Raw genomic sequence first — 18,944 nt, 5'->3', positions numbered from 1 at the left:
AAATAAAAATTCCTTTATTTTAATGGTTGTATTTGTTTTGTGATAAATAATGAATAACATCAAAAATGTTACCAAGTTCGTTCGTTGCTGGATTTAAGTACCGTGTATAAAGAAGGTAAGCGGCAGTAAATACTTCTAGAAGGTTTCTAGACCTTCTTCTTCTATCTACAGTTAACCGGTCTCGGGTAATTCCCCATCCTGCGTAGAAAGGCATACCAAAGCAATGCACTTCTTTCCCTAATAGAAGTGCTTCAAAACCAAGCTGGGATGTGACAACATAAACCTTATCAAACTGTTCTACTAATGACAATGGATTACAGTCATCATAAATAAAAACGGCGTTTTTACCTACATCCTTAGGTGTTAAATTCCCTTCTTTTTTACCAGAAATAACATCAGGGTGGGTCTTAATATAGATATCAGCATTAGGATTCTCTTTAACTGCCGCTTCATACATTTCTTTGAAACGCTCTGTATTCGCTAAACCTAGGGTAATGGACATATCCCCAAACGTTTGATCCACAATCAATACTCTTTCTTTCCCATTATTCGGGAAAATAGCAGCGTCTATCATTGGTGCATGGTTATATTTGCTTAAATAATTCTCTCGAATGAGTGTAATGGCTTGATCCGCATCTTTTAACAGGTCTTCTCTTTCCCATCCGCTCTCATTAAGGATATTTTCAAGCCTTGACGGCCGAGTCGCATCATAATAGATTCCTACATCATCCACACAAATCGAATAGGGTGGCGCACCGTCTACCCCTAAACCAATGGAACGCAAAAATCCATCTTCTAATCCTAAATAGGGAATATTGAATTTTTCAGCTAAGGCAATCGCCTTTTTAGCACTTGGCTTCATACCCCAGCCAGCAACATAGGTTAGACTTTTTGGATCCTCATTAGGATTAAACTCTAATTCTGATACAAAGAACGATTCGATGTGGGGAATTTCTTTAATCCCCTTTGAAAGAATCCCAATCTTCCCACCGACTTCATTCTTGATGATCGATTCAGGTTGTAACAGCTGAGATTTTTTCTGGTTCGCATTTTGTTTATTGGCTTCATAATCCTTCATATAGCCGATAAATGACAGGGCTTCTTCAATGGTAATCCTTTCCCTTGTGATGGGATGCACATATTTTGGATACAAGATATAGGCTGCTGCAAAAATCTCTTCAATGGTTAAATTCCTGTTTCGGCGATTCACCTTTTGACGATCATCCGTTAGTCCCCATCCTGAATAAAAAGGAGCACCAAAAGTTGTTACTGGGATTCCTCTTAATAATGCTTCAAAACCAGAAAGTGAGGTGATCGTATACACATGATCAATCGTTTGGAAAGAGTCTGTTAGACTAAGTGGTTCCGTGATCACTTTGGCCATATGCATCACTTCCGTTGGATTGGACTGCATTGGCCGTTTTCCAAATAATACGTCAGGATGTGGTTTATAAATAATTTCCGCCTCTGGATTTTCCATGGCTGCCAGGATGACTAGCTCATTATTCGTAATTGGGCGTGAACTGCCTCGTTTAATGGACTCATCATCTTCTACTTGACCAATGACTAATATTCTCTTTTTTTCCTTTTTTCCATAAATAGCGTCAATATCCTTCGCTCCAACATGGTTGTATTTACTAATGTTTTCTTCTTTAAGGGTTTTGATACAGTTTACGGCCCGATTTAATAACTCCTGATCGGATTGAAAGTCATATTGGCCTAAGATATCCTCCAAATCACTTGGAGTGGATGAATCATAATAGAGCGCTTGTGAATCCACAACTAAGGAAATCGGTGTGCTCTTTGAAGCCCCCAGCTGAACGGAGCGAATAAATCCATCTTCTATTCGGTAAAACGGTATTTGATTCTTTTTAGCAAATCTCAACAAGGCAGGTCTTTCTTTATAGCCCCATACCATAAAAACTTTATCTTTATATTTTTCTGCTTTGTTAATAATAGCTGGGATACTTTCTCTATCTTCTATAAACACAACTTCATACTCATGTAAATAATCACGTATAAAAGAGTGCTTCCACTTACTGACCCCAAATAAGAAGGCAATGGTCTTTTCTGTTTCCATTTTCGGCATAAATCGCTTATACATTATGGCAATTCTCAGAAAATTATCCCTGCCAACCATTTTTTTTACTACTTTCTTTACCCTTTTCTTCATCATTTCACCTAATATTCATTGGAATATGATAGTTTATAAAGTCTAAAAGCACTAGTTCTAACCTAACTAGTGCCTGCGGAATTAATAAAAATGTTTTCTGAGGGTTTCGAGGAATTGCATATAACTTTCTTCGCTTACACTTGATTGCCCCTTAACCTTTTGCTGCGTAGCTTGTTCAATTAAATCCAAACCTTTAGTCGTCATTCCTTCGGCACGAGGAATGATATGAAAATGAAGATGTCTAACGGCTTCACTAATGGTCACAACATACACACGATTAACTGATCGTTCTCTTTTTAATGCCTGCTCTAGACGTTTGATTAAAAGTCCGACCTTGCCCATTTCTTCATCCGTTAATTCCGACCAATTTTCAACATGTCTCTTAGGCTCAATGTACATGTAGCCGAGAATTTGGGAAGAAAGAGGACCAGGGTTGACAATCCAATCTTCATCTTCAAAAATTGGATTTACTAGTTGTTTGTGCTTTTCACAAATTGGACATTCAGTCATCTGGTCCACTCCTATTGGATTACTCTCACTTTTCCGTTCAAAAAATCCTCTATTAATGTTGGATATTCATTGGATTGCTGCAGGATATGTTCAATAATGTCCCGTACCGCTCCTTCTCCGCCATTATGTTGAGAAACAAATTGCACTTGTTCTCTTACTAGCGGAACAGCATTGTTTGGAACCGCACCAAAGCCGCAAACCTTTAGAATCGGTAAATCATTAATGTCATCCCCTACATAACAAACCTCATCCAAGCTAATTTTCATCTCACTGATCATTTGTTGAAGGACTTCCAACTTATGATGAATTCCTTGGAACACATAATTGATTTTTAATTCCTTCGCACGCTTAGCCACAGCTTCTGACGTTCTCCCGGTGATAATCGCTGTTTTAATGCCTGCATAATGTGCGAGGCTAATCCCCATTCCGTCCTGGGTGTGAAAGGCTTTATATTCATGTCCATCCGAACCAATATAAAGCTTCCCATCTGTCAAAACACCATCTACATCGAAAACAATTAATTTTATATTTTTCATTTTTTTTATCCTTAAAGTCCTAAGTTCATTAAGTCATGTATATGAATCATACCAATCGGCTTAAAGTTTTCACCGACCACAGGTAATACATTCACTTTCTTTTCTTCCATCAAACGGAAGGCTTCCGCTGCCAGCATATCATCTCGGATCACTATAGGCTGATAATTACAAAGATCGCTAACGTTCTTAAATAAAATATCCTGTTCTAACGCAAATGCACGTCTAATATCACCATCAGTTAAAATGCCAACCATGTGACCTTCCTCATCTACTACACTTGTTGCCCCTAAACCTTGCGCCGTCATTAAAAACAACGCTTCTTTGACAGAAGAATCACCTAAAATGATCGGATTTTTCCTCGTCGTCTTGACGACATTATTTACGGTTAATAATAACTTTCTTCCTAGTGAACCTGCTGGATGAAACACGGCAAAATCTTCAGGTTGAAAATCCCTTGCTTCTAATAGGGCGATTGCTAGGGCGTCCCCCAGAGCAAGTGTAACCGTTGTGCTAGTTGTGGGAGCAAGACCTAACGGGCAAGCTTCTTGGACATTCCCAATACTTAAGACCACATCTGATTTTAATGCTAATGTAGAATTTGGATTCTTAACAATCGCAATCATTTTGGCCCCAATCCGCTTGATCGAAGGGATAAGATGCAGCACTTCATCGCTTTCTCCACTATTGGAAATCGCAATTACGACATCATGTTTGGTGACCATTCCTAAATCGCCATGAAGGCCTTCAGAAGGATGTAAAAATAGAGAAGGGGTACCCGTACTTGCCATTGTCGCGTTGATTTTTCTGCCGATAATTCCAGATTTACCGATGCCGGTAATAACCACTCTGCCTTTACATTCAAGAATCATATTTAAGGCATCATTAATTGATTCGCCAATGACTTCCTTTAAACTTAGAATCCCTTGTGCTTCTTTTTCGAGTACGTTAATCACACTTGCAGTAAAATCAACTTTGACATCTAACATGTACTTCTCCCCTTTTTTAATTTTTATGTTTTTTTATATTTTTATAATTGTTTAACTAAACGATCAATTTCAATGATTGGCTTTAATACTTCTTCTAAGTTATCAAGCTTCACCATGTTTGGGCCATCTGATAGGGCATTATCTGGATCAGGGTGTACTTCCATGAAGATGGAATCAATACCTACTGCCGCTGCTGCTCTTGATAAATATGGAACAAATTCACGCTTACCGCCAGTTGTAGTACCATTTCCACCTGGAATTTGAACACTGTGAGTAGCATCAAATACCACAGGAACACCCATTTCACGCATTGTGATAAGGGAACGCATATCAACAACAAGGTTGTTATAACCGAATGTTGTTCCTCTTTCAGTTAAAAGAATTTGATCATTACCTGTTTCTTGTAATTTTGTCACCACATTCTTCATATCCCATGGAGCTAAGAATTGTCCTTTTTTCACATTGACGATCTTGTTTGTTTTACCAGATGCAACTAATAGATCCGTTTGACGGCATAGAAATGCTGGGATTTGGATGATATCTAATACTTGTCCAGCAAGTTCTGCTTGATAAGATTCGTGAATATCAGAAGTAACCGGTAAATCAAAAGTTTCTTTCACTTTTGCTAAAAGCTCTAATCCTTTTTCAATCCCTGGTCCTCTGTGAGAATAGATAGATGAACGGTTTGCTTTATCAAAAGAGCCTTTGAATACAAACGGAACATTTAATTTTGTTGTCACTTCTTTGATTTTCTCTGCTGTTTCCATTACTAGTTGTTCACTTTCGAGCATACATGGACCTGCGATTAATACAAATGGATTGTTCCCACCAAATTTAATGTTTTCATTAAGAGTAATTACGTTAGACATATTGTTTTAAACCTCCTAGGATTTCTTCAACTTTTTGAATATCTTCAGGTGTATCCACACCCACTACTTCATAATTTGTCTCTACAACCTTTATATCAAACCCATTTTCTAATAAACGAAGCTGTTCTAACATTTCAACTTCCTCTAAAGATGATTGAGGCAGATTAACGAATTCTTTTAGTATCTCTTTTGGGTATAAATAAATCCCTAAATGCTTATAATAAGTATGCTCTTTTTTAGCACGATTAAATGGGATAGCTGAGCGTGAAAAGTAAAGGGCACTTCCTGATTGATTCGTTACTACCTTTACTACATTAGGATTATCAATATCTTCTTCACTATGAATCTCTGTTTTTGCTGTGACAACAGACTCAGGTGATTCTTTTGCTGCTTGTACGAGGGAATCAATTAATTCCGCCTTGATTAAAGGCTCGTCCCCTTGGATATTCACGTAAAAATCTCCCTCAATTTTAGACGCTACTTCAGCAATACGGTCTGAACCTGTTTCATGGTCTGCACTAGTTAGAACAGCCTTGCCGCCAAAAGATTCAACTGCTGCTTTGATTAATTCATGATCCGTAGCGACAACTACTAAATCTAATTCCTTACTCTTACTCACTTGCTCATACACATGTTGAATCATTGGTTTATTGTGTATTAAGGCTAATGGCTTGCCTGGAAATCTTGTTGACCCATAACGCGCTGGAATGACACCAATTGCTTTCATATAGAACACCTCATCTAAATTAATTGATTAAGTCTTTGGGCTACATTTTTTGCCGTTTGTTCATTAGGGATGCTAATGGTCCCTTCCACTTGATAAGAGAATCTTAAATAGTAGATGAATTTTTTTATTCTTTCTGTGTTAATTGGAGTAGATAAAGCCATTTTTAAATCCTCATGCAGTTTATTTGGGTTTTTTACTGCATGGACAACCCCTTCGATATTATAAAGGGCTTCTCCTAATGTAAGGACCCGTTGATTTTTTGTTAAGGCTTCAATACCAACCGTAGAATTAATGGTAATCACGGCTTCAGCATTTTCAATGACCTTTTTCATATTACATTTCTCTACGAATAGAACGTCATTAATTTCCTTATATCTATTCTTAAGATCTTTATAGTTATTTCTAGACATATCTTCAGGATGTTCCTTAACAATGAGCTTTAGATTGCGATTATTTTCTTTATTAAACCTTACAACTGCTTGGTATACATAATCTAAAAACTCTTCCATATTCTTAATTCTTGGCGAGTTATAAAAGATCTGTGTATCCCTTGATACCTGAAAAGGAACAAATACGTATTCTTCCGGCAAGGTAAATACATCATTTTTCCGCCGTGAAAACATGATTTTAAATATAAAGTACTTAATCGCCTGCCATAAGTTGATATGGACATAATAATTTGGATGCAGCCCAATAAGCGCACCAAACATGGAAAGGGACTTTACTAAAGCAACCTTAAACAGATTTTCCTTTTTACTCTTTAAAAACAAGGGATGTTCTGGTTTATATAGGAAGCTGTTCAACCTGTTCTGATCAAAGTTAACTGCTTCATAAAAATGAGGATCACGGCTTATGGAGGATGCAGCATTTATCCCAGTAGGATCGCATGTAACGGTATATGGACGAAAAAGTCCATCTTCAAAATAAACGACTCTTAAGCCCTTCTTATCAGCTAGATACTTCGTTATTTGATCTATCCAATGGTATCCATTAAATAAACAAATAACATCAATTTTGTTTTCATCTATATATTGATCAATGAAGTACATATACCTTTTGTATATACTTAAGGTCTTTGAGGAAACCTTCTTATGAAGGATTCTTTCTGTATATGTGACATTATAGATTTCCATTCCCAATAATGCTTCATTGGAGATTGCATATTCATTTTTATTGACCTTAAACGGAGCAAAAACGGATTGTATTTCTCCGCTCTTAAGTAAAAGGTCTCCTAACTCAAATTTTATTAAATAACTTTGATGGCCTAATTTATTCAATTCTTTAGCAACATTAGTAAAAAATTTTTTATTTCTGTTGCCTCTTAAAAACAAATAATTCGCCATTCTTTTTCCCCTTATTTAAAAGTTGCCGTTATTTATTTTTACAAAATCCCAATATATTAGAGCATAAATGGCTTTAAGGGACAAGTAAAAAGCAATTAGTTTGTAATTTAATGTCAAACACATATACAATAATATAACTTTACGAAAATAATTAAAAGACTTCCAGTGATTTTACAATCAATTACCAATTAAACCAAAAGACCTATTTTTCTAATATTCAATTGACAAATATCGTAAAATTTAGGAAAAACGCTTCATTTATTTTATCATATAGGGAAGAATTTTGCCGAAAGATAATATGACAAAATATCTTTTTTTACAACAAAATTCGACATTTTTATACAAAATTTCAACCGAATTTACTACTTTCTTACCTAATTCATCTAATTATACGACAAAATATCCTCATCTTTAAGAAGATAAGGATATTTTTTTAATGACTACTAGAATTTAATTAAAGGCGATTAAATCAATATACCTTAGAAACAACTGTACGTGGATAATAAAAGGCCATGATATTCTTGTATTTAAACCCTGCATTCGCACGGTTATTGGCACCGTGTTGGCTCATCCCCACCCCATGACCGCTGCCTGATCCTGTAATAGTATAAGCAGAACTGGTTTGAGTCATTTTAGATATTAACGTACTTGGAATGACATTTCTTCCAAGTATGTTTCGCACTTTATCGGCAATCACACGAGAATAGCTGATCGTCTGCAACTGAAGCTTCCCAGTGGAATCCTTTTTATCCTTTACATAAAACTGAAGCTGAATGTCGCCTCTGATTACCCGGCCGCTTTTCGTTTTGTCGTAAAAAGCTAATTTAGGGATGGCGACAATCTTTATTTGTTTATTACGATACCCATTCTGGGATAACCAAACCTTGATATTTTTAGTGACGGTTTGATCTGCTTCAAATGTTCTATCCCACCAATTTCCGGGATTCCGGAGATCTAAACGAGTGGTATTGATTTGTTGTTTATGTATAACAGGGCTCCACCTTATTTTTGTATCATATGTATCTCTTTGAATCGGATAGTAAGGGAGTGGAGGGCTTCCGAACTCATTATAATTGCTCTCTGTCATCCCGCCATCGGATGCGTAAAATAAGGTATCAATGACTTTTCCATTATAAGTGAGAATTTGACCGGCTGTTTCTTGAGTTGCTGCGGTCGTATTAGTATACAATCTAGCGGTTCCGACGTAGTATTGATACGTAGTTGTATCATTAATTACTTTGTTTAAACGATTATAGGCATAGGTTCTTGCCGCTACGGCCTGTGCTTTCAGCGCTTCTCGATTCCAAGAAGGATACATTTCAGCTGGAACGACACACTTTACGTAATCTTCTAGAAGAATGGCATTGGTCACACTTACATATCGGCCATTGTCCACAGTAAAAGTAAAATTCCCTAAGTAGGAGTGGTTATTTAATTTTGCCGTATCTTTTCGATTACTTGATTTGATGGTTATGTTATCTCTGATGGAAAGTCTTGTTGAACCATCATATAAGCTTATGTATGGCTTTATTCTCCCATATTTGTCTTTTTGGGTTACTACCTTTAACGTATAAGTCTTAGCTGGATTTAAACGATAGGTTGTCCCATTTAGGTAGTAAGTTCCTGTTACCTTTAGAGGGATACTAGTTTTGTTAGCTAAATAATTAACTAGCTTTACTTGCAACTGGGGCTCTTTCCCCACAGCTGCGCCCTGATTTGGCATAAATCCTAAAAACATAAAAGCAATTATAGCAATCACTAACAGCTTCTTCATCCAATTCCCCTTTCAATTTTCTACATTATTTTCCTACCACTCCCCTAATTTATATATTTTACCATACTGATAAGGATGTAGAATTATAGATTTCCTCGAATGGCACTGTCAAATAATTGGACACTAAAAACAGCCACCTGAATGTGGTGGCTGTTTCCTTTAAGTTCTTAATTAATCGTTACAGAAATTGGCGGCACGGATAACTCCCCGAGACTGGAGTATGAGTCAAATCTAATTTTATACGTTCCTACTGGAGTATCAGCTGGAATACTAAGATTTACTTGGATCTTTCCGGTACTATCCGTACTAACATACCCTTGGGGTTCATTTGGCCAGTAGTCTCTTGTTTCATTATTGTTTAAATCAATATAGACATAACCAGATTCATTTATCGGGAATTGAGTTCCACTAACGGTTAAGGTCCCGGTTCTAGAAACACTAGCTGCTGCCGTTATCTTCGCCGGAGTTTTTGAAATCCACAGTGATGCAGGCGGAATATCTAACGGTCCAAAATTCGATTCATACCGTATTTTATAGGTTGCTGCGGTTTGGACATCAGGTACGCCTAAATCTAGAAGATTAAATTCTCCTGTACTATTCGCCGTCACGTACTGTACGATTTCTCCTGGAACATCGTAGTCTCGTTTCCCATTATTATTGATATCATAATAAACCATGCCCGATTCATAAGGAAGGAACCCCTTACCGCTTAGTGATACCGTCTCATGCGGGAGTGCTTTCGTTACCGACAATGCCAAGGTACCTGTCGGCTTATCCAGTGTAAATGTTACACTCGGGACAGCTAGTGTACCACCGCTAGGCGAGAATCGAATGGGATAAACTCCTGGTGTTGCAGATGGTGCCGTAATAGAAACGTTTTGAAAATCCCCTTGAGAGCTCGTAGTGAGATAAGAATTGGGCTCGGTATATTCAAAGTTTCCATTTTTATTAACATCAAAATAGACATATCCGCTTACATCCGCTGGAAATAAACTACCTGAAACATTGATTTTCGTATACGGAACACCGCGAATCGGTGTTATGGTCATTTTCGCTTGCGTCGCTGTCACATTAAATAGAGCTGGTGTAACATTTAAGGTATCATTCGATGGCTGGAAATAAATATAGTAGCTGCCGATTGAAACATCTGGCACGGTCAGAGGTGAACTTGTAAATTTCCCCGTGCTGTCTGCTTGAACGTATACGGATGGATCGGTTGAATAGTCCAGTTTCTTATTTCTATTGGCATCAAAGTAAACTGTTCCGGATTCTCCACTTACAAATGAACTACCCGTGATGGTTACTTTGGTAAGTGCCGTACCACTCGTTTTATTTAAAGTAATTTTAGCGGAGGTCTTATTAACAGTAAACATGAGTGGACTGACCGTTAAGGTACCTAAATCTGATTCATATCTTATCGGATAGATACCAGGCGTTACATTTGGAATGAATAAGGAAATATTTGAAAAGGTACCTTTTGGCATTTGGAACCACTGGTACGGTTCATCCCATTCGAATTTACCATTTCTATTTTTGTCAAAATACAGTTTCCCTCTCTCACCAAGAGCGTAGCCAGAACCACTTAGTTTTGCGGTAACATGCGGTTCCGCCACCACTATATTACTGGTAATCGTGGCCTTTAACGGATTAAGGGTGAATAGGCCCGGGGTAACTGAATTCGGATCATCAGCTATACTCTTAGAAGTATACATGATCTCATATTTTGTTGCCTTGAGTTCCGGAACGACTAAGGAGACAGGTGAAATTTCCCCATTTATACTAGTTTTGACCCAAGCATATGTCTCATTATCATCACGTAGTTTATTCAAATTAAGATCAATAAAAATTTCCCCGGATTCATCAATGGGAAAGCCCTTGCCACTTACTTTAACAGTTGTGTGGGCCACCCCGCTTGCTGGGCTAGGAGTAAGCGCTCCTCCTGTCTCAAGGTAGAAGACTCTATTAGTTAGATTACTAGTAATATTGTAAAAATCATTTACATACGTGTAGTATCCTCTTCTACTGATAGTAAGGGCATACTGACTTGAAGGGATATCTTTTATCGTGAAGGTGCCCATGCTGCTAGTTGTTATTTTTTGACCAGCTATAAAAATAGTGGCACCCGCAAGAGGTTTTCTTGTCTGTTTACTTAAAACTGTACCACTAAATGAATATTTTGCTTTACCCGCAGGGTTATACACATAGAGCTTTCCATCGCTTGACCCTACGATAATATCTCTCTTTTCATTAATGGCAGGAGAACTAACCACTTTCCCTAATGTTGTTGCCTTCCATTTTAATTTCCCATCTGGACCAAGGGCATGTAGGTAATTATCATCACTTCCAAAATAAATGACCCCTGCTGCATCCACAAGCGCAGAAGATTGGATGCCGCCATTTGCTTTATATTCCCACTTTATTTTCCCCGTAGGATCGATGGCATAAAACCGGCCGCCCGAAGTGCCAATATAAGCATTTCCCGTTTTATCTAGAGCTGCCGTTGCGGTAATGTCATTATCCAGCTTCACTTTCCACTTGGCTTTCCCTGTAGTTGGATTTATGGCATAAAAATAATTGTCTTCAGAACCCACATATAACGTCCCATCCGATCCGATTAAGACAGAAGACGGAGTATAGGAACCAATCGTATACTTCCATTTTTGTTTTCCGGTGGATGCTACGGCATATACATTTCCTGAAAGGGTAACATAGTTACCTGAAGAAGCGTAATACACATCTGTGATATAAATGGTTCCATCGCTTCCAATCGCAGGCGTACTGTCTATGGAGGCCGTATTCAATTGCCATTTGTATTTTCCTAGATTCGAAATGGCTAGTAATCTTCCTTTTGCAATCGTCGTGTCACCATTTTTATAAAATCCTGATACTCCCACATAAATGGTACCGTCCGGGCCAATGGCCGGGGGTGAGTTAAGCCACAAAGAAGAATTGGATTCCGCAGCGATTTTGTATGTCCATTTGGTCTTCCCTAAGGAAGTAACGGCATAAAGGGTCATTCCTGATGTGACATAAATTGTCCCATCCGATGCCACAACGGCAGAGGCCGAGATGGAATCTGCGGTTTTATATTTCCACTTTAGTTTCCCGTCCTGTGTGAACGCATATAGGTAAGTATCCTTAGAACCTATGTATACCGTTCCATTTTTATCTGTAACCGGAGAGGCTGTAATTTCACCTGCTGTTTTATAGGACCACTTTAGTGCTGGAACAGTGCTTCCAGCGAACCTCGAATTTCGATTCCAATTCAATGCTATGGGCTGGTCCGCATACGAGTCATATAGTCCCTTGCTATAACCAGTGCCTTGAGTAAATTTTGTGGTTGCGGCATGGGCAAAAGGAGCATTACCTATTAATTGAAAAATAAAAATTAATAGTATTGCACATGTTAATATAGAAAAGAACCGGTGCCTATCAAATCTTTCTCTTCTACTCCTTTGATTATTCTCCATTTTTTCTCCCCTTTTATAAATTGGATATTCTTTCCTACTTATTATAAATTTATTATTGATAAATAGATAGATAGACCCTATTATTGTCGACATTTTTCCAGTCATATAGGAGAGTGTTCCTAAAAAAGAGCCTTACCGGTATATAAAACCGGTAAGGTTCTAACAATTAGGCTTATTATTTTACAACGATCGTATCAAGATTCACCCAGGTTGCAGTCTTTTTCACGCCTGTCGCAGATTTCCCAGTCCATTCAATGGTTAATACGTGTTTGCCTGACACAAGACCAGTTTTGGTGTAATATGTCTGCTTATAGAGTGTAGAAGCAGAATATAAGCTCACCTGCGTACTCACTCCGTCCAACGTAACCTTCACAATGCCTTGGTATGCATTCTTTAACCCCGTCACCGATACAGATGTTCCGTTGAAGACAAATTGAGCCTTCGCTCCTGCCGTGTTAGTAGAAGCATACGATCCACCTGATACACTCGTATTGGATGGCGTACTCCATGTAGAAGTGTAGCCAATTTGTTTGGCCGTATTTTCATACGTTCCAGCCCCCGCAATGGCGTCTGTTTTGACGGTTGCTGTATAGCTGCCCGCCCCTTTATAAGCGGAAACATCCAAATAATATTTGCCATCATCTACGGCCGTATACGTAAAGGTCTCACTTGAAGTAGCGGCCTTTTCAGAATAAGCGAGAATGCCAGCACTGCTTTTTACCGTTGTCGCACTCTTATCATAGAGGTAGATGTCGAAATCTGTACCAGTTGCTCCGGACAAGGTTACCGTGATTTTTTGGCCCTTCACTAGATTAATAGAGAAAACATCATCCAAGTCCGTTGTAGAGCTTAGCGTATTGGTCACACTCGTGCCCGGAAACGCTATGCCTGGTATGTCATCATCCGATATGACAACAAGCGCCTTGTCTGCTCTTGCCATACTGCCTGCTAATACCTTCCCGGTTAACGAAGAAAGAGCGGTTGATTTTTTCAGAATGGTATCCTTGATGACCGCAGAAGTATAGGTTGGGAACTTGCTGAGGATCAATGCCGCTTCCCCAGTAACATGCGGTGTCGCCATGGAAGTACCACTGAAATAATCGTAAGCATAGGTATAATCTCCAAACCACCCTGGAACGGTACTTAGGATATCCTGGCCAGGCGCCGCAATATCCACTGTTTTGGCTCCGTAGTTGGAAAAATACGCTAGATTTCCTGTGTTATCAAGAGCAGCTACTGATAGGATATTTGGCAGGTCATAGTTTGATGGATAGTGAGGGGATGAATCATTATTTGTTCCATCATTCCCTGCAGCCGCTAAAAACAGGGAGTTAGACCCTTTTATGGCATCGTATAGGGCTTGGCTGAAGCCTCCTCCTCCCCAGGAGTTGTTGGTGATTTTTACCCCTTTAGCTTTGGCATAATTGACCGCTAAGATCGCGTCAGATGTATATCCGCCATCCGGACCGAGGAATTTGAGCGGCATGATTTTTACATTAGGTGCCAGACCAATCACACCGATGGTATTGGCTGTTCCGGCAATCGTCCCTGAGACGTGTGTACCATGTTCATCCCCGTCGGCGGCATCAAATACGGTGTTATCCTGATTATAGAAATCCCATCCATTAACATCATCTACATAACCGTTCTTATCATTGTCAATGCCGTCTCCTGCAATCTCACCTGGGTTTTTCCAGATTTGAGCTTTTAAATCCGGATGGTTAATGTCTACTCCGGTATCAATGACACCAATGATGACACTGGAGCTTCCCTTTGTTACCGCCCAAGCACCTTCTGCACCGATATCAATGCCCGCTTTCCCTTTTATCCCCTGAATGGTCTGGCCCGTATTCTTCATTCCCCATAATTGCCCGTACTGTGGATCGGAAACAGCGTCTGGCTTAATGAGATAGTTTGGCTCTGCATATTCTATTTGAGGTGCGGCATTTAACGCACTCAATACATTTTCAATAGGAATCTTCGGATTGAAGCTTACAAGCTTTGTATTCGTATTCCCTAAGTTCTTTTTTGTCTTCAAACTTAATTTTGCCGCTAGAGCTCCAAGACTTTCGGTTGTATAGGCATTCTTATACTTAACGATGACTTCTCCCTCTTTATGCTTTTTACCCGCATCGTTTTTATAAGTGGCCATTTTTTTACTTTGCGGACTCCGTTCCTGGATTTGCATCACAGGATTGACCTTCTCTGAAGCTTTTTTAAAATTTTTGGCCCCGCCATCCGATTGATTGTCTGCAGCAAATGCAGGAATGCTAGCAAAAAAGAACCCCGCACTTACCAATAAAGCCGTCAACTTCTTCCTCATACCATCTCTCCCATCAGCAATCTAGTATGTAAAAACCATACGAGTCTAATATACTAGGGTGCTTCGTCCTATATTCCTAGTTTTCACAAGAATTTTTGAAGCATGGGGACGGTTCTTTTGCTTCCACCATCCGCATATAGATTTGGTTTTTCTTACAATGGGAACTCTTGAAATCGACTGGTTTCGGGCCTTTATTAACCATCTTTAGAAAATACCAACTGATTTTTGACCTTTTCCAACATGATTTTACAGACTCACTCCTAAAATGCTATACAATTCTTAGTGCTTTCGATTGATGAAAATACAAATTTTTACCATAACTCATTCTTTTTTCTGAAATAATAGTTTATAATTTTCTTATTACAGAACAACTATTATAAGTGTGAATTAAGGGGAGTGGATCGTCTTTGAAGAAATTGAGGGTTGTATTAAGTCTAGTTTTCCTTTGTTTGATTGCCGTACCAATCAGTGCACACGCAGCGGAGCTTATTCCGGTGCAAAAAAGCTTTAGTAGCAACATGACGACGAGCAGTTTACCTGGTGCAGGGATAAGAAAATCCTTATCTGTCAATCCAGGGGATTACCCGTTAAAAAGCAACAACTCATATGCCGGTTATTTGTTGGATAGTTATTATACCTATCACGACTTAACCTTTCAGACCGTTTCCAATTATTCATCTACCCAGATGAATGTTCAAATTTTATATCAATCTGACTATGCCTACGCAAAAGACCCCTATATTACGGTTGAATTCTTGAAAAACAGCGCAGGTACCTTACAGTATCAAGGGGAAACTAATTTCAATACATACGGTTCTACCTACGGGGTGATGAATTCTTATGTACCAAAATCCCTCTTCCAAGACCAGCCCTACATATTTTTAAGAATAGGTGTTTTAGAGTATGCTAGTGATTTGTACTACCAAGATGTCATCCAATTTAAAGTATCAAACCCCTTCTATGATAGAACGCCTCCAGCCAAGCCAACCGTCTATTCGGTTGACAACAATGATACAGGTGTCAGCGGGAAAGCCGAACCTTATTCAACCATTATCGTAAAAAATGGCAGTACTACTCTTGGGACGAATAAAGCCAACTCAAATGGCTATTTTACTGTGGCAACCCCTACACAAAAGGCCGGTACCCAACTAACCGTTTATGCAAAAGATGCTGTTGGCAACCAAAGTATCGGCACGACCGTTACGGTGCTTGATCGAACACCGCCAGGCAAACCTGCCGTTTATTCGCTTAGCGATAACCAAACCATTATTAACGGAAAAACCGAAGGCTACGCTAAGGTAGAGGTTTTACAAGGCACTACACTAATCGGACAAACCACGGCTTCTAGTACAGGTGACTATACGATTAAACTCACATCCGTTAAGAAAGCAGGCACCGTCTTAACTTTTTATGCAATTGACAGGTCCGGAAACCGCAGTGCAGGAAATGCTGTAACAGTCAGCGATGTCACTCCTCCAGGCGCGCCAACCGTCAATAAGGTAACCTATACCTCTACTTCGATCACAGGGAAAGCAGAAGCGGGTACAGGGGTGTATATTTTCTATGGATCGACCTTAATCGGACAGGCCACAAGTGACAGTTACGGGAACTATAAAGCGGCCATCAAGGCACAAAAACAGGGCATCAAGCTGGAAGTGCTGGTCATAGATAAGGGCGGAAATCAAAGTAGTTCTACTTGGGCAACCGTTTACTAACGAAAATGATAGATTATAAAGATTTGAGAGGAGCTCTTATGAATACATTTAAACGGTTATTTTGTATCGTCCTATGCAGCCTGCTGATCATCTCTGTTTCCTCTGTAGAAAAAGCTCATGCTCTAACTGCAGGCCAGGGCTATGTGATTATCAATAACGAATCCACCAACGGTGATGGATTAGGCTACACGGGTTCTTTTAACATTAACAATAAGAACTATACTCTTAATAAAAAATTAAAGCATAGTGCTTATAAAATGGATTACGTCAAACCTGTTAATGTTGCAAAATACAAAAATAGTAAAGTCCGCAAAAATATGATGTTTAAATCCTTTGCCATCGGAGACACCAAAGCCTTTTGGGTGTCCAATATTGAAACCAATACCGATTATCAAATTAACGCTGAATTGCTCTATAGCGGGACGAAATCCAATGTATGGGTTTATAATGATCAAATTACCGCTGCCGATGCTCAAAAACTAGGCCAGGAGTTTGATGCGAAAATTAAACCGATCGTTAATACCAATTTCGGGCCTGAGTCCGATGTGGATGGAAATGGGAAAGTCAATATTCTTTGCTACGATATCCAGGATGGATTTAATGGAAGCGGCGGATATGTGGCAGGCTATTTCTCGCCCTACGATTTATTTGCTCAGCCGGACTCCAACCAAATGGAGGTCTTCTACATCGATACGTATCCAGCCATGGGATTAGGCTCGACAAAAGATGTGACAGAGGCCTATAGTACGCTGGCCCATGAATTCCAACACATGGTGAACTTTAACCGTACGGCCTTTATCGAAGGCAGCTCCTCGCAAATGGATACGTGGTTAGATGAAGGATTGGCCATGGCAGCTGAACAGATGTATACAGGCACAGCACTAACTAATCGGATTGACTATTACAATTACTCTGATTCGATTACAGCAGGCCATTCGTTATTGTATTGGGATGATTATGGTGATGTCTTAGCAAACTATTCGTTATCCTATTTGTTTGCTCAATATCTCAAAGTGCAAACCGGTCAAGGCGACAAAATCTTTAAGGAAGTGCTTGAAAATCCAAACAATGATTACCGCGCGGTCGAAGCAGTGATTCAAAAATATATTGGCCCTTCGATGACGTTTGGAAAGTTTATGACTTCCTTTAGAGAAGCTTTATTGTTAAAGCAACCTACTGGTTTGTATGGATTTAAAGGTGACCCTGCGTTTAACGCGCTGACTCCGAAGATCTACACTGGTTCAGGCACCGATTTACACGGCGGCGGTGCGTTGGTGAAAGTAGCCAATTTACCATTTACAGCGCCTACAGATAAGGATTCAAATATCACTTATACGGTCTTAGGTGATACGATCGACTTAACGGTTAACCCTGTTAGTGATCAAAATACTGTTGTTACAGGGAAAACGGCGGCTGCGGCAACGGTTACTGTAAAGAAAGGCAGCACCCAAATCGGAACGGCTGTTGCTGATGGTACAGGTAATTTTAGCGTACCTATCTCTAAACAATCCGGCGGTACTGTTCTTTCTGTCTATGCTGTGGATGCAGCAGGAAACAGCAGCAATACGGTATCCATTACTGTTAAAGATACCCTCCCTCCTGCTGCACCAACGGTTAATCCGGTTGGAGATACTCAAACAGCGGTAACTGGTAAAGCCGAAGCTGGTTCAACGGTCTTTGTCATGTCCGGAACGACCGTGTTAGGAAAAGCGGCTGCGGCTAGTACTGGAGCCTTTTCGGTAAATATCCCGGTTCAAAAAGCCGGAACCAAACTGACCATTTATGCCCAGGATGCTGCTGGATTTAAGAGCAGTTCTGTGACGGTAACGGTAGTAGATAAGTCTGCTCCTGTCAAACCGGTACTTACTACTCCACTTAAAGAGAAACAAACGGTGGTCATCGGAAAAACGGAAGCTGGGGCAAAGGTCGTCGTAAAAGCCGGAAGCACGTTGTTAGGGCAAACCTATGCTACTACTGCTGGAACGTTTGTCATCAAAATGCCATTCACGCTGAAGGCAGGAACGGTTGTGATGATTTATGCCAGCGATAAGTTAGGGAATACAAGCAGTACTTCGGTAACCGTGATTGACAAGACCCCGCCTGCTGCTCCTAGCGTGAACACGGTGAGATATTGGTCCACCAGTGTGTCAGGGAAAGCGGAGGTTGGAGCTACGGTTTATATTTATAAAGGGACTGCGCTGGTAGGAAAAGCGGTTGCCGACAGTTACGGTAACTATAAAGCAGCGATCAAAGCACAGGCAGCAGGCTCCACGCTTGATGTTTCTGCGATGGATAAAGCGGGTAATCAGAGTCGTCCGGTTTTGGTAAAGGTATATTAAAAAGCTAGTACCTATAGAGGGGAGTGATCCTTTCTATAGGTACTTTTTTATTAACTTGGGATAGCCTAGCTTTAAAATGAAGAGGTTGATTGAATGAAAAAGGGGATTGACGACCTTCTTCTCAAAAAGCGCTTCCGGTGGGTAGACTATAGACCCTTTTGACGACCTTCTTCTCAAAG

12 protein-coding genes are annotated in these 18,944 nt (G+C 39.6%); 2 read left to right on the top strand and 10 right to left on the bottom strand.

The window, feature by feature from the left end; translation table 11 throughout:
• Window positions 1-19: 19 nt before the first annotated feature.
• The 10 genes from CVD27_RS24820 to CVD27_RS24775 all read right to left on the bottom strand — a co-directional run bounded on the left by CVD27_RS24820 (window position 20) and on the right by CVD27_RS24775 (window position 14,711).
• Window positions 20-2,173: a capsular polysaccharide export protein, LipB/KpsS family gene (locus CVD27_RS24820; RefSeq protein WP_101651490.1), complete on the bottom strand. Its 2,154-nt coding sequence runs from the start codon at window positions 2,171-2,173 to the stop codon at window positions 20-22.
• An 81-nt stretch (window positions 2,174-2,254) separates the two neighbouring features.
• On the bottom strand, window positions 2,255-2,683 hold the full coding sequence (locus tag CVD27_RS24815; RefSeq protein ID WP_101651488.1) for an HIT family protein: 429 nt from the start codon (window positions 2,681-2,683) through the stop codon (window positions 2,255-2,257).
• 11 nt (window positions 2,684-2,694) lie between these two features.
• A complete protein-coding gene (locus tag CVD27_RS24810; RefSeq protein WP_101651486.1) occupies window positions 2,695-3,219 on the bottom strand; it encodes a KdsC family phosphatase in 525 nt (174 codons plus the stop codon).
• A gap of 11 nt (window positions 3,220-3,230) precedes the next feature.
• Complete coding sequence (locus tag CVD27_RS24805; protein WP_101651484.1) at window positions 3,231-4,205, bottom strand: KpsF/GutQ family sugar-phosphate isomerase; 975 nt, start codon at window positions 4,203-4,205, stop codon at window positions 3,231-3,233.
• Between the two features lie 41 nt (window positions 4,206-4,246).
• Window positions 4,247-5,074 carry a 3-deoxy-8-phosphooctulonate synthase gene (gene kdsA / locus CVD27_RS24800; RefSeq protein WP_101651482.1) on the bottom strand — a complete coding sequence of 276 codons (828 nt, stop codon included), beginning with the start codon at window positions 5,072-5,074 and terminating at the stop codon, window positions 4,247-4,249.
• Window positions 5,067-5,801 (bottom strand): 3-deoxy-manno-octulosonate cytidylyltransferase, encoded by a 735-nt coding sequence (kdsB, locus tag CVD27_RS24795; protein WP_101651480.1) that lies wholly within the window; start codon window positions 5,799-5,801, stop codon window positions 5,067-5,069. The genes kdsA and kdsB overlap by 8 nt, the downstream gene beginning before the upstream one ends.
• 14 nt (window positions 5,802-5,815) lie before the next feature.
• Entirely contained in the window at window positions 5,816-7,144 is a 1,329-nt protein-coding gene (locus CVD27_RS24790; RefSeq protein WP_101651478.1) for a capsular polysaccharide export protein, LipB/KpsS family, read from the bottom strand.
• Between the two features lie 469 nt (window positions 7,145-7,613).
• Entirely contained in the window at window positions 7,614-8,918 is a 1,305-nt protein-coding gene (locus CVD27_RS24785; protein WP_101651476.1) for a SpoIID/LytB domain-containing protein, read from the bottom strand.
• Between the two features lie 167 nt (window positions 8,919-9,085).
• Window positions 9,086-12,388 carry an outer membrane protein assembly factor BamB family protein gene (locus CVD27_RS24780; protein ID WP_180960435.1) on the bottom strand — a complete coding sequence of 1,101 codons (3,303 nt, stop codon included), beginning with the start codon at window positions 12,386-12,388 and terminating at the stop codon, window positions 9,086-9,088.
• A gap of 175 nt (window positions 12,389-12,563) precedes the next feature.
• Window positions 12,564-14,711, bottom strand: coding sequence for a S8 family serine peptidase (locus tag CVD27_RS24775; RefSeq protein WP_101651472.1), 2,148 nt, complete (start codon window positions 14,709-14,711; stop codon window positions 12,564-12,566).
• A gap of 407 nt (window positions 14,712-15,118) precedes the next feature.
• On the opposite strand from CVD27_RS24775, the gene CVD27_RS24770 reads away from it, so the two are divergent.
• Window positions 15,119-16,426, top strand: coding sequence for an Ig-like domain-containing protein (locus tag CVD27_RS24770; RefSeq protein ID WP_101651470.1), 1,308 nt, complete (start codon window positions 15,119-15,121; stop codon window positions 16,424-16,426).
• 38 nt (window positions 16,427-16,464) lie between these two features.
• A complete protein-coding gene (locus CVD27_RS24765) occupies window positions 16,465-18,765 on the top strand; it encodes an Ig-like domain-containing protein (RefSeq protein ID WP_101651468.1) in 2,301 nt (766 codons plus the stop codon).
• Window positions 18,766-18,944 lie beyond the last annotated feature (179 nt).

Origin of the sequence: Neobacillus cucumis, from assembly GCF_002860255.1 — a bacterium.
GTDB lineage: Bacteria > Bacillota > Bacilli > Bacillales > Cytobacillaceae > Neobacillus > Neobacillus cucumis_A.
This window is presented reverse-complemented; position numbering and strand designations above follow the sequence as displayed.

Bases quoted from the DNA above. Each gene is read 5' to 3' on its own strand.
- CVD27_RS24785 (WP_101651476.1), bottom strand. From the start codon at position 8,918: ATGAAGAAGCTGTTAGTGATTGCTATAATTGCTTTTATGTTTTTAGGA.
- CVD27_RS24805 (WP_101651484.1), bottom strand. From the start codon at position 4,205: ATGTTAGATGTCAAAGTTGATTTTACTGCAAGTGTGATTAACGTACTC.
- CVD27_RS24790 (WP_101651478.1), bottom strand. From the start codon at position 7,144: ATGGCGAATTATTTGTTTTTAAGAGGCAACAGAAATAAAAAATTTTTT.
- CVD27_RS24810 (WP_101651486.1), bottom strand. From the start codon at position 3,219: ATGAAAAATATAAAATTAATTGTTTTCGATGTAGATGGTGTTTTGACA.
- CVD27_RS24820 (WP_101651490.1), bottom strand. From the start codon at position 2,173: ATGAAGAAAAGGGTAAAGAAAGTAGTAAAAAAAATGGTTGGCAGGGAT.
- CVD27_RS24775 (WP_101651472.1), bottom strand. From the start codon at position 14,711: ATGAGGAAGAAGTTGACGGCTTTATTGGTAAGTGCGGGGTTCTTTTTT.
- CVD27_RS24765 (WP_101651468.1), top strand. From the start codon at position 16,465: ATGAATACATTTAAACGGTTATTTTGTATCGTCCTATGCAGCCTGCTG.
- kdsA (WP_101651482.1), bottom strand. From the start codon at position 5,074: ATGTCTAACGTAATTACTCTTAATGAAAACATTAAATTTGGTGGGAAC.
- kdsB (WP_101651480.1), bottom strand. From the start codon at position 5,801: ATGAAAGCAATTGGTGTCATTCCAGCGCGTTATGGGTCAACAAGATTT.
- CVD27_RS24780 (WP_180960435.1), bottom strand. From the start codon at position 12,388: ATGGAGAATAATCAAAGGAGTAGAAGAGAAAGATTTGATAGGCACCGG.
- CVD27_RS24815 (WP_101651488.1), bottom strand. From the start codon at position 2,683: ATGACTGAATGTCCAATTTGTGAAAAGCACAAACAACTAGTAAATCCA.